Genomic DNA, 11,714 nt, shown 5'->3' with positions numbered 1-11,714 from the left:
GCAAAATAGCACCGTAACTTCGGGAGAAGGTGCGCCCGTATTAGGTGAAGCCCCTCGCGGGCAGAGCCGAGGCGGGCCGCAGTGACCAGGGGGCTGCGACTGTTTACTAAAAACACAGCACTCTGCTAACTCGTAAGAGGATGTATAGGGTGTGACGCCTGCCCGGTGCCGGAAGGTTAAATGATGGGGTTAGCCCTTCGGGGCGAAGCTCTTGATTGAAGCCCCGGTAAACGGCGGCCGTAACTATAACGGTCCTAAGGTAGCGAAATTCCTTGTCGGGTAAGTTCCGACCTGCACGAATGGCGTAACGATGGCCCCGCTGTCTCCACCCGAGACTCAGTGAAATTGAAATCGCAGTGAAGATGCTGCGTTCCCGCGGCAAGACGGAAAGACCCCGTGAACCTTTACTACAGCTTCACACTGGACTTCGAGTATGCTTGTGCAGGATAGGTGGGAGGCTTTGAAGCCGAGGCGCCAGCCTTGGTGGAGCCATCCTTGAGATACCACCCTTGCATGCTTGAGGTTCTAACCTAGGTCCGTTATCCGGATCAGGGACAGTGTGTGGTGGGTAGTTTGACTGGGGCGGTCTCCTCCCAAAGAGTAACGGAGGAGTGCGAAGGTACCCTCGGCGCGGTCGGAAATCGCGCTCTGAGTATAAAGGCATAAGGGTGCCTGACTGCGAGACTGACAAGTCGAGCAGGGGCGAAAGCCGGCCTTAGTGATCCGGTGGTTCTGTATGGAAGGGCCATCGCTCAACGGATAAAAGGTACTCCGGGGATAACAGGCTGATTCCTCCCAAGAGTCCACATCGACGGAGGAGTTTGGCACCTCGATGTCGGCTCATCACATCCTGGGGCTGTAGCAGGTCCCAAGGGTATGGCTGTTCGCCATTTAAAGTGGTACGCGAGCTGGGTTTAGAACGTCGTGAGACAGTTCGGTCCCTATCTGCCGTGGGCGTCGGAGATTTGAGAGGATCTGCTCCTAGTACGAGAGGACCGGAGTGGACGTACCTCTGGTGTTCCGGTTGTCACGCCAGTGGCACTGCCGGGTAGCTACGTACGGAAGGGATAACCGCTGAAAGCATCTAAGCGGGAAGCCCACCTCAAGATGAGATCTCCCTGGGGACTCGATCCCCCTGAAGGGCCGTGGAAGACGACCACGTTGATAGGCCGGGTGTGGAAGTGCAGTAATGCATGAAGCTAACCGGTACTAATTGCCCGTGAGGCTTGGCCATATAACCCCAAGCGGTTTGTATGGCACCGGTCTGCGTGCCCGACTACAGCAGCTTTCCAGAATTGCGGTGGCGCGCCGAGTGGCGTGCACCGGAAACCGGCTCGCCTGGCGACCATAGCGCGTGGGAACCACCCGACCCCATTCCGAACTCGGAAGTGAAACCACGCAGCGCCGATGATAGTGCCGCCCCGCTGCGGTGCGAAAGTAGGTCATCGCCAGGCACTTACACGTAAACCCCCGTGGCTCACGCCACGGGGGTTTTTTATTTCAACCTCCGTAGGCGCGCAGCTCCGCCGCGCGAATGCGGAATTATCACGCCGCAGCCCCCTTAGTCGTACTCCATGAGTTTGGCCAGGCGGCCAGCGTCGTTGCCAGTGTTGTCGTCAATTCCCCATATTGCCTGCAGCAGTTCCTCGAGACGGGGCTTCGGGAGAATGCCGCGCGTGCAGACGCGGAATTTCTCCTCCATCTCCGCATCCGACATCGGGTGCTCGGGGCTGCCCCGGTAGCGTTCATCGGCCCGGCGCTCCAGAACGCGTCCATCATGAGTGTGAACCTCGATGCGGGAGCGGATTCGGTCGAAGCCCAGGCGCTCGATCTCGGGATCGAAGACGGTTTCGATGCGAGACTGCATGGCTCGCATCGCTTCCGAACCGACGAATGCGTCAGTGAATTCGTCCTGACCGGCCTGACGGCGCAGCAGAATCATGGCGAGCAGAGCGGGCATGCAGAACTTGGCCTGCAGGTGATCCTCGGCGAACCGGTACGACAGCGGCTTGAGGATGTTGCTGCCGGCATGAAAGCGAACGGTGGCGACGTCCTCGGGCTTGAGGTCATGCTCGCGCACCAGCCCCAGCATCGCGTCCATGGCCTGATGGGAGAGGATACCGCTGGGGTAGGGCTTCACCGCGACGCCCGGATCGACGATCGAGAAGGTCTGGCCGAAGCCCTCCTGGAGCTTTTCCTCGAAGATGCCGCCGGAGAACACGGTGAGAAACCCGTAGGCGCCATCCAGCGCGCTCGGACTGGCCTCGAGCCCGCGCGCGGCGAGCAATGCCGCGGTGACGCCGTGCTCGGCGGCGCCGCCAAAGTGCAGCGGCTTGGTCATCGTGCCCACGTTGGCGCGGATGCCCGCCGATGAGCGGCTCGCGGCAATGCCGATGGCGTGGCGCATCCGGTCCTCGTCCAGTTCCATGAGTCGTGCCGCCGTGACCGCGGCGCCCAGCGTGCCCTCGGCTGCGCTGGCATGCAGGCCGCGCCGATAGGCGTCGGGCAGCATCCACTCGGCGATTTTGCACTCGACCTCGAATCCGGCCTGGAAGGCCACCATGAAGCGGCGCCCGTCCACCTCGCCCAGGGCACCCTGGCTGAGTGCCAGTGCGGCCGCGAGGGGAGGCACCGTGGGATGGGTCAAGAGGCCGTAGGTGTGGCGGCTGTCACGCGTTGCCTGCGTATCATCCCAGTCAAGCGCGTGCCCCGCGGTGCCAAGCACTCGCGCGGCCAGTGCGGCCGGCGCGCGTCGCCCGCCCGTGCCCGGCAGCAGGGCGTCCGGGCGCCCGCCCTGGTCGAGCACGTCGTCCCGAACAAGACGTACCGGGCCGGTCGTACTGCCCGCGATAAACTGGCCGATGCCGTCGATCATGCAGCGGCGGCCGACATGCAGTGCCTCCGAGGGTAAATCGGCATAGCCAAGTTGCGAGGCGAACCGCGCGGCCCCGGCGGTGATGTTTGTGTCGTCGTTACTGGTCATCGCTTCAGCCTTTTATGCTCCTGGTTCGTCGACCTGCGAGCATACGGTCAGGCGCTGGCGTCTGCCGGCAAGCCGTCCCGACCCGCTTCCTTCCGCGCTCGCCGCACCCGTTGAAATGCGCTGATGGCGACTGATAGAACCGCTCCGAGCAGCAGGACGAGCGCAACCGGACGGTACAGAAAGCCGGTCAGCTCGTAGTTCATGATCGGCATGGCCTTCACGAAGGCTCCCTCTCCGATCTGACCAAGAATCACCCCCAGCACGACGCCGGCCATGGAGTAGCCACGGCCCCGGAGAACGAAGGCAGCGATACCGGCAATCAGCATGACCCAGACATCCAGCATCAGGTTGCGCACCGCGTAGGCGCCGATGATCCCCAGCATGAGGATGATCGGAGCGAGCAGCGGAAACGGAATCCGCAGCAGATGGACGATGGTCTTTGTCTCAAGGTAGCCCAGCAGCATGATCGACATGTTGGCAAGCAGCATCGCCACGAAAACGGTCCAGACGAGCTCGCGACTGGTCATGAACAGCGCTGGCCCCGGGTCGAGGCCGTGCATCTGGAACGCGGCCAGCATCATGGCGGTGAGTGCCCCGCCGGGGATGCCCAGGGCGAGAAGGGGCACCATGGCAGCCCCCGTGGCGGCATTGTTGGCCACCTCGGGGGCAACCACGCCCTCAAGCGTGCCGGTGCCGAACTTCTTGGGGTTTCGAGACCAGCGAACGGCCTCGTTGTAACCGAGAAAGGCCGCCAGCGTCGCGCCGATGCCGGGCAGAATCCCGGAGAAGAACCCGATGATGATCGACCGGAACACCGCAAGCTTCAGTGCCCAGAATTCCGCAAAGCTGGGGAAATCGATACCGATCTTCGGCGGGACACGGATGCCTTCGGCAATGTGCTGTCCCTGCTTGAGCACCTCCGAGACGGCGAACACTCCGAGAATGATGGCGACGAACTCGATGCCGCCCATCAGGTAGGTGCTACCCATGTTGAATCGCGGCACATTTCCCGCCGGCGAGGTGCCGATCGTGGCCAGCAGCAGGCCCAGGCAGACGGACAGCCAGCCGTGGGAAAGGGTCTGCGCGCCAACTGCGCCGGCCACGGTGAGTCCGAATACGACCAGTGCGAAGATCTCGGGCGGACCGAAGGCCCTCACCGCCCAGCCGGCAATGCTCTCGGTGGCGAGCATCATGACCAGGGCCGATACGGTGCCACCCAGTGCAGAGGCCGTCACCGCCGCACCAATCGCCTTGCCCGACTGACCGTTCAGGGTCATCGGGTAGCCGTCGAAGCAGGCCGGCGCGTTGTTGGGCGAGCCCGGGATATTGAACAGGATCGCGGTGATGGCCCCGCCGTAGACACTCGAGACGTAAAGCACCGCGAAAGTCATGACCGCCTGAGTGGTGGACATTCCGGCGGTGAACGGTAGCAGGATGGCGGCCAGAGTCACTCCGCTGATGCCCGGAATCGAGCCAAACACAATGCCGCCAATGAGGGCGAAGACGAAGAGACCGAGCGTGGCGGGGTCAAGGAGCACGCCGCTCAGGCCGGTGATCAAGTCGGACATGCCGGTCTCCTAACTCACGAGTTCGGCGAACCACGTATTGAATTCGTAGAAACCGGGCCAGTACCCGGTGGGCAGTGGCACGAACAGGAGGGTCGTGAAGAAGAGCAGGAGGGCTGCGTAGACCGCCAGCGCGATCCCGACCACCTTCGCCGGCTGGCGAATGCCGTAGATATGGACCAACAGCCCGATGAAGAAGGGCGTCGTGACGAAATAGCCCATGCGCGGCAGAAGGTAGAGGTACACCAGCGGGACGACGAGCATCGCCCCGGTTCTCGCCGTCGCCCGCCAGTCCCTGACCCGAGGGGTGGCCGGGGACGCTGCCGCCTCGCGCCCCCGGCGCTGTTGCCAGGCCATGAGCCGCCCGAGGAACTGCACGGCGGCACCCAGCACCAGAGCGACGATTACCGCGCGCGGCCAGATCGCCGCACCCCAGCGGAAGATCATGTCCTGGCCGGCGAATTCATAGGTCTGGATCCAGGCGAAGGCGGCGATGCCGAGCCACACCGCCGCCTCGCTGGATATCTTCAGCAACTCACGCGTGGAAGCACTCACCGGGAGTCCTCCGCTAGTCGATGATGCCCAGATCTCTGAAGGTCGTGCGGTAGGTCTCGAGCATCTGCGAGGCGAACTCCGTGCCTTCCTCGGAGCCGTAGAAACGGCTGTTCAGATGCGTATAGGTGCGCTCGAGATAGTCCTGCCACCCCTCGGAATCGGCCGCCTGGCGGCAGACCGCTTCGAGATAGTCCCGGCGCTCTTCCGGGACTTCGGGGCTCGCCCAGAGCGCGCGGAACTTCAGGGTCGGATTGAATTCGAGTCCCACGTCGCGCAGGTCGGGTATGTGGCTGAACGCGTCGGGCGCTTCCTCGACAATCGACAGGACCGGCGTGAGCTGGCCTTCCTCAACGTAAGGCCGGCCCTCGCCGGGCTGGTCGTAGTAAAGGGCCACGTGCTGGCCGAGAATCGCGCTGACACGCTCCCCCGGGTCGCCGAAGGGCACCACCTCGAGGTCGATGCCGCTGCCCTCCGAGATGAGGGTGACCATGCTGTGCTCGTGCGAGCCCTGACCACTGCTCGCGGCGACCCTGAGCGTCTCGCCGGTCTCTTGGGCGTACTCGACCAGGGACTCCCAGTCGTCGAAGCGATCGTCCTCGGCGTTGATGAACAGCTGGCTGAAGTCCTGCTGAGGGATGCAGATCGGCACGATGTTCTCGCCGATGACGAGGTTGTGCTTGCCTGCTGCCTGGCCTGTGACGACGGCGTCATGGTGCTGCAACAGCGTGTAGCCGTCCGTCGGCGCGACCAGGAAGTCGGGGATGGCTGCCAGTCCCCCCGCGCCGGACTTGTTCGTGTAGCGGAAGTCCACGCCCATGATGCGGGCCATTTCGGCACCGAGCGCCCGCATCATCTGATCGGAGCCGCCCCCCGTGCCGAAGGGAATCATCACGGTGATGTCGCGGCTCGGATAGCCGTCGGGTTTTTCGGGTGCCTCTGTTGTCTGTGCATCGGCCACGCCGAGGCCAGACAGGCTCAGAAGGCACACCGCGAGCATGCCCCGCAAGGGGCTGGGGATGGATGCGTTCATCTCCTCTCCTCCGTATTGGCGCTCTGAATGGAGCAGGCCCCAGGCCGGCGCCGCGCCTTTCTGTACCGCGGGCGGTCGACGGGTCCCGGGGCGAGGGCGCTTGCCATCGGCAATGCGCCCCTACGCATCAACGTAGCCCCATTTGGGCTTGAGTCAACATACAGTCGACAGTATGTTCCGTAGTGTCGGCATAGATGGAGCCCTGTTCCGATGAACGAAGCTCAACTTGGTCCCATCCCCAAACGGTCTCTGCGCGATGACGCCTACCACGGCTTGCGGCGGGCCATCGTGTCGGGGGCGTTGCAGCCTGGGGCGCAGCTGACCGAGCCACAGTTGGCAAGGCAGTTCCAGATCAGCCGCAGCCCCATCCGCGAGGCGCTGCATCGGCTAGAACAGGAAGGTTTCGTGGTGCGGCGGCCCAACGGGCGAATCTTTGTCGCCCCGCTCGATGCGCAGGAGCTGGAGCAGCTGTACGCCGTTCGCGCAGTGAACGAGGGCCTCGCGGCGAGCCTCGCTGCCCCGTCCATCACTGATGACGACCTGGCTGCGATGGAGCATCACGTTGAGGAGATGCGGCGCCTGGCGGCCGAAGGCGATGTCGATGGTTCGCTGCAGGCGGGCCAGGCGTTCCACGACGTCATTCTCGAGCGCAGCGGAAACGCCCCCCTGGTCGAGATCGTGCGCGGCCTCAGGCTGCGTATCAGCCGCTTTCGAACGATGATCGCCGCCGGGCGTGACCAGGGGAGTCGCGCGGCAGAACACCGCGAGATCCTGGAGGCCCTGCGATCGGGGAATCCGGTGCACGCTCGCTGCGCAACCGAGCGCCACATCCACCAGTCGGCGGCCAGCGTGCTGAACCGACTGGGCGACGCCAGCGGTATCGCTGCGGAGGACCGGGCGGCAGGTGCGGATCAGGGGTAATGGCCGCCCCGACGGAGAGAGGCCGAGGCGCACCGTGTCCGGCTCGAGTCCGCGGCGGTGTCCGGACGTGCGCGAAGCGCGGCACTGCGGCGGGGCCGGGAGTCGCGGGATCGGGGGGCGGCTTACCGGATCTGTGGTGCGCCCTAGGTCAACGGCGGGCCTGCAGAGTTGCGCCCCCCGTGACCGTGGGCTACTTTCCCCAAAGGGATTATGAATAATGTCAAAAGTCCAGGGAAGGCTGAATCGGCAGGTCAGTCCCGGCCAGCCGTCCCCGTCAGCGCCCGAGCGGGTGCAGCGGGGTGGGTCCGATCCCATCGCCACCGTTGACACGGCGGCATCCTAGTTGCTGAGGAGAGAGATCATCATGAATAACAAGCGAACGGTGGCGAGCGCGCTCGGGGCGCTCGTGGCAGGTGTGAGCATTGCGCTCGCCCTGCCGGCAGGTGCGCAGTCTCTGAGCCTGAGAATCTCGGGCGAGAACCCTTCCAGTGGATTGGACCTGCAGATGGCGCAGCGATTCGCCGACAACCTGGAGGAAGCGCTTGGCGACGATTTCAGCTACGAGCTGTTCCACACCGAGGCGCTGGGTGACGAAACCGTCCACCTGCAGATGATCCGGACCGGGCAGATCGACGTCTACCCGATGGGTTCGGACGCGGTTTCCCTGGACTCCAAGTGGGCGATGTTCGACATGCCCTTCCTGTTCGACAGCCGGGAAACCGTGGCCCGCCTGCTCGACGGCGAGGTGGGCGAGATGCTGCGCGAGTCCATGCGCGAGAGTGAGAACCTGCACGTACTCGCCTTCGGTGAGCTCGGCTTCCGCCAGATCACCAACAACGTGCGGCCCATCGTCGTGCCGGAGGATCTGGAGGGCATCCGCATCCGCGTGCCGGGCAGTGAGGGCCGGGTGCTGACGTTCCGCACGTTCGGCGCCCAGCCAGTGTCGATGAACTTCGGCGAGCTCTACCTGGCGCTGCAGCAGGGAACGGTGGACGCTCAGGAGAACCCGCTGCTCACCATCAAGACGCGCTCGCTGTTCGAGGTCCAGGACTACCTCTCCCTTTCCAACCACGTCTACACGCCAGTGACGTTCGTCATGAACGGCGATACCTGGGACGGGCTGAGCCCTGAGCACAAGGAGGCCGTAACCCGGGCCGCCCAGGAGGCCGCGGAGTATACGCGGCGACTGGGTACCGAGGCGGACGCGGAGTTGCTCGACGAGCTTGGCCAGAGCATGGAGGTCAACGAGATCGACCTCGCGGCGTTCGAGGAAGCCTCCGAGCCCATCTGGGATGCGCTGGCGGAGCTCGCGGGCCGTGATTTCACGGCGCGCGTCCTCGAGCTGCGCTCGCAGTAGGCGCCGTCGCTGATCCCTGCGGCATCCGCCGCGGTGGGCCGGGCACGCCCGGCCCACCGCGCCAACATGGCTGCTCCGGGCACGGAGCGGCCCACCCGAGAAGCATTGCCGCAGCGGGACGCCACCCGGCGGAAGCGGAGCTTCTGCAGCGCCGTCGCCGCGGGGGTGTGCCACCCCGGCAACCGGAGAAGGTTACCCTGTGAAGATCTCAGACGTTCGTGCCAGCGTGCATCGCTTCGAGACACGGCTGCCGCTCATCCACAACCGCCCAGCGGGCGACCCCATGCGCGTCTGTTGCGAAGTGGAGACCGATGAGGGGCACATCGGTGTCGGCATGTCGGCCCGCTTCCTCTGCCACGGCGTGGCGGCCTGCGTGAACCACCACCTGCGGCCGGCGCTGGTCGGCATGGATCCCCGTAATCTCGAGGCGATCCACGCACGGCTGCAGCCGATCGTCTCCGAGCGCGGCCAGGCCAGCGGTATCAACCTCGCGGCCCTGTCCTGCGTGGACCTTGGGCTTTGGGACCTCATCGGCAAGGCGGCGGGACGCAGCGTGGCCCAGCTCCTCGGCGGCCACCGCGACCACGCCGATGTCTACGTCACCTTCGGCTTCGGTGCCTACGACCGCGACCAGCTGGTGGCGGTGGCGCGGGACCTCATCGCGCGCGGGCACAGCCGCTTGAAGATGCTGGTCGGGGTCGCCCCGGGTGGTATCCGGGAGGACGCCGAGCGTGTACGCCACTTGCGCGAGGCGCTGGGCGAGGACGTTCTGATCGCCATCGACGCCAACGAGAGCCTCGGCCTCGAGGACGCCCTGCAACTCGCCCGCATGCTCGAGGACTGCGGCATCGCCTGGTTCGAGGACCCGCTTCATCGCAATGATCCGAGAGATATGCGCCTGCTGCGCCAGCGCACCAGCATTCCCCTCTCGGCCGGACAGATGGACGGGCACTCCGAGCGGTTCCGGCATTTCCTCGAGCACGACGCCATCGACATCTTCATGCCCAACAGCCTGTTCAACGGCGGCATGACGGAGACGCGGCGGGTGGCGCATCTCGCCCAGATCTACAATCGCCCGCTGTCCGACGCCGGCGGCGGCGGGATCTACTGCCTGCACCACGTCGCGGGTTTCCGCAACGGCACGCTGGCGGAGGTCCACCTCGGTGTCGAGCAGGTGGAGCGGCAGGTCTTCGAGCATGCCCCGGAGGCGGTGAACGGGCGCATGCACGTTCCCGACGCACCGGGCTTTGGGGTCACTGTCGACCGGGACGCCCTGAAGGACTCGCTGGTCCGCGGCGATGACTGACGCCGTGCGCAGGTGCCCGGGACGCGTTGGCGTACACGGGTGCGCTGGCGCGCCCTTGAACAATTCCGGAGGGGACAGGCGATGAGTGAGGAGAGCCGCACCGAAGCCGCCACGGGTAAGGACGACGATATCGTCCGCCAGATGGAGGAGGCCACCCGGCCGCCGGAGCTGATGGACCCGGATCCCGGCGCCTCGCCCCTGGACCGGCTGATCAACCGGATAGTGGAGGCCGTCGGCGTGACCATCCTCGTCGCCACGGTGGCGCTCGTCTTCGTCAACGCCACGACGCGTTACACGGTGGGGTTCACGTTCATCTGGGTGGAGGAGATCGTGATCGGCACGCTGCCGTGGCTCGGCATGTGCGGCATGTTCCTCGCCATCCGGCGGCGGCAGGTCATCCGCATCGAGTTCTTCATGGACCTCTTCCCGTCCCGCTGGCGCCAGGCGCTGAACCTGTTCGCCTACCTGGTGGCGGCGGCCGGGTTCACGTATCTCGCGCTGGTGTCCGTCAACTACGTGGGCCTGTTCGGCGGCGACCGCACCATCTACCTGAAGCTCGAGCGCGGCTGGTTCCTCTCGGCGATGCTGATCGGCCCGGCCGTCGCGGCGCTCGCCTACCTGGAGCATTTCGTTAAGGGCCTGCTCGCGGCGCGCGCCACGGGCGGCGACGCCTGATCCCGAACCCCCGCCAAACGGAAACCGCCCATGACCAGTGCCCTGATCGCCATCGCCTCGCTGCTCGGGCTGCTTATCCTCGGCGTGCCCATGGTGGCGGCGCTGTTGGTGGCCGTCGCCCTGAACTTCTACCTCGGCGGCCAGTGGGGGATGATGCTGCCGCAGACCATGGTCTCCGGCGTCAGCCAGTTCACGTTGCTGGCCCTGCCGCTGTTCGTGCTGGCGGGGGTGATCATGAACGCCGGCGGCATCTCCGGGCGGCTGTTCGAGTTCGCCCGCGCCCTGGTCGGCTGGATGCGCGGCGGCCTCGCCCAGGTGAACGTGCTGACGAGCATGTTCTTCGGCGGCATGATCGGCTCCTCCACTGCGGATCTCGCCGGCTCCAGCTCGATCCTGATTCCGGCGATGAAGCGCGAGGGCTACCCGGGCGACGTGGCCGCCGCGGTGAGCGCCTCCTCCTGCGGCATCGGGCCGCTCATCCCACCGTCCTCGCCCATGATCCTCTATTCCGCGATCACCGGGACCTCCCTCGGAGCGCTGTTCCTGGCCGGGCTCATACCCGGCATCCTGCTCGGCCTCACCTTCATGGTGCTGGTGATGTTCCTGGCGTGGCGCCGAGGCTGGCGCCGGCACGGCAGCCTGTCCGGGTGGGACATCCTGCGCAGCGGGCGGCGGGCATCGCTTGCGTTCGGCATGCCGGCGATCATCGTCGGCGGCCTCGCCTTCGGCGTGTTCACCCCCTCGGAGGCCGGCGCCTTCGCCGTGGTGTACGCGATCCTGGTGTCGGTCTTCGCCTACCGCACCCTGCACCTGCGCGAGCTCTACCGGGTGTTCGTCGTGGGCTTGCAGCTCACCGGCGAGTTGCTGATCATCGTCAGCCTGTCCTTCGCGCTCGGCGCCAGCCTCTCCAGCGCCCACGTGCCGCAGATCCTGGCCTCGGTGATCGACGTGCTCACCATCGGGGACGGCATGTTCGCCCGGCTGCTGGTGCTGGTGATCCTGGCCGTGCTTGCGGGCATGTTCCTGGACCCGCTGATCCCGGTGCTGGTACCCGTGATCCTGCCGACGCTGCTGTTCTACGACGCCGATCTCCTGCACTTCGGGGTGCTTATGGTGATGTCGGTCGTGATCGGCCAGCTCACGCCGCCCCTCGCCATCGCGCTCATCATCACCGGGCGCATAGCGGGCGTCGACCAGATGCGCATATTCGTGACGAATCTGCCGTTCCTGCTTACGCTGGTCGCCTTCACCCTGGTGCTGATGGCCTTCCCGGGCATTGCCACCTGGCTGCCCAGCATCACCCAATGACCCCGCCACTCCGG

The 11,714-nt window shown here is 65.5% G+C and carries 9 protein-coding genes and 2 rRNA genes (1 of these 11 cut by a window edge); 7 read left to right on the top strand and 4 right to left on the bottom strand.

The genetic code is table 11. From position 1 onward, the window contains the following. Together LMH63_RS15895 and rrf are read left to right on the top strand one after the other, a co-directional pair. Positions 1-1,234, top strand: a 23S ribosomal RNA gene (locus LMH63_RS15895) (it extends 1,657 nt beyond the left edge of the window). Positions 1,235-1,337: 103 nt separating this feature from the next. Then, a 5S ribosomal RNA gene (gene rrf / locus LMH63_RS15890) occupies positions 1,338-1,454 on the top strand. A 107-nt stretch (positions 1,455-1,561) separates the two neighbouring features. Here rrf and LMH63_RS15885 read toward each other — a convergent pair. The 4 genes from LMH63_RS15885 to LMH63_RS15870 are packed head-to-tail and all read right to left on the bottom strand — an operon-like array spanning position 1,562 to position 6,133. Beyond that, a complete protein-coding gene (locus LMH63_RS15885) occupies positions 1,562-2,983 on the bottom strand; it encodes an MmgE/PrpD family protein (protein WP_109678934.1) in 1,422 nt (473 codons plus the stop codon). Between the two features lie 47 nt (positions 2,984-3,030). Next, entirely contained in the window at positions 3,031-4,551 is a 1,521-nt protein-coding gene (locus LMH63_RS15880) for a tripartite tricarboxylate transporter permease (protein WP_109678933.1), read from the bottom strand. Positions 4,552-4,560: 9 nt separating this feature from the next. Continuing rightward, positions 4,561-5,103, bottom strand: a complete 543-nt coding sequence (locus tag LMH63_RS15875; protein ID WP_158280386.1) for a tripartite tricarboxylate transporter TctB family protein — start codon at positions 5,101-5,103, stop codon at positions 4,561-4,563. Between the two features lie 13 nt (positions 5,104-5,116). Further along, positions 5,117-6,133 (bottom strand): tripartite tricarboxylate transporter substrate-binding protein, encoded by a 1,017-nt coding sequence (locus tag LMH63_RS15870; protein WP_109678931.1) that lies wholly within the window; start codon positions 6,131-6,133, stop codon positions 5,117-5,119. A 210-nt stretch (positions 6,134-6,343) separates the two neighbouring features. Here LMH63_RS15870 and LMH63_RS15865 point away from each other — a divergent pair, with 210 nt between their 5' ends. From LMH63_RS15865 to LMH63_RS15845, 5 genes are all read left to right on the top strand, one after another. After that, positions 6,344-7,054 carry a GntR family transcriptional regulator gene (locus LMH63_RS15865; RefSeq protein ID WP_109678930.1) on the top strand — a complete coding sequence of 237 codons (711 nt, stop codon included), beginning with the start codon at positions 6,344-6,346 and terminating at the stop codon, positions 7,052-7,054. A 364-nt stretch (positions 7,055-7,418) separates the two neighbouring features. Further along, entirely contained in the window at positions 7,419-8,411 is a 993-nt protein-coding gene (locus LMH63_RS15860; RefSeq protein WP_109678929.1) for a TRAP transporter substrate-binding protein, read from the top strand. Positions 8,412-8,610: 199 nt separating this feature from the next. After that, the gene (locus tag LMH63_RS15855; RefSeq protein ID WP_109678928.1) at positions 8,611-9,717 is read left to right on the top strand and encodes a mandelate racemase/muconate lactonizing enzyme family protein; all 1,107 of its coding nucleotides are present in this window, start codon (positions 8,611-8,613) and stop codon (positions 9,715-9,717) included. Positions 9,718-9,798: 81 nt separating this feature from the next. After that, a complete protein-coding gene (locus LMH63_RS15850; protein ID WP_109678927.1) occupies positions 9,799-10,392 on the top strand; it encodes a TRAP transporter small permease in 594 nt (197 codons plus the stop codon). Between the two features lie 30 nt (positions 10,393-10,422). Then, positions 10,423-11,700, top strand: coding sequence for a TRAP transporter large permease (locus LMH63_RS15845; RefSeq protein ID WP_109678926.1), 1,278 nt, complete (start codon positions 10,423-10,425; stop codon positions 11,698-11,700). Positions 11,701-11,714: the final 14 nt, after the last annotated feature.

Origin of the sequence: Spiribacter halobius (assembly GCF_020883455.1) — a bacterium.
Classification (GTDB): domain Bacteria; phylum Pseudomonadota; class Gammaproteobacteria; order Nitrococcales; family Nitrococcaceae; genus Sediminicurvatus; species Sediminicurvatus halobius.
Note: the sequence above shows the minus strand (reverse complement) of the source record. Positions and strands in the feature narration are given on the sequence as shown.

What these genes read in the sequence shown, in the direction of transcription:
- LMH63_RS15880 (WP_109678933.1), bottom strand. Translation starts at nt 4,551, where the DNA reads ATGTCCGACTTGATCACCGGCCTGAGCGGCGTGCTCCTTGACCCCGCC.
- LMH63_RS15885 (WP_109678934.1), bottom strand. Translation starts at nt 2,983, where the DNA reads ATGACCAGTAACGACGACACAAACATCACCGCCGGGGCCGCGCGGTTC.
- LMH63_RS15850 (WP_109678927.1), top strand. Translation starts at nt 9,799, where the DNA reads ATGAGTGAGGAGAGCCGCACCGAAGCCGCCACGGGTAAGGACGACGAT.
- LMH63_RS15870 (WP_109678931.1), bottom strand. Translation starts at nt 6,133, where the DNA reads ATGAACGCATCCATCCCCAGCCCCTTGCGGGGCATGCTCGCGGTGTGC.
- LMH63_RS15860 (WP_109678929.1), top strand. Translation starts at nt 7,419, where the DNA reads ATGAATAACAAGCGAACGGTGGCGAGCGCGCTCGGGGCGCTCGTGGCA.
- LMH63_RS15845 (WP_109678926.1), top strand. Translation starts at nt 10,423, where the DNA reads ATGACCAGTGCCCTGATCGCCATCGCCTCGCTGCTCGGGCTGCTTATC.
- LMH63_RS15865 (WP_109678930.1), top strand. Translation starts at nt 6,344, where the DNA reads ATGAACGAAGCTCAACTTGGTCCCATCCCCAAACGGTCTCTGCGCGAT.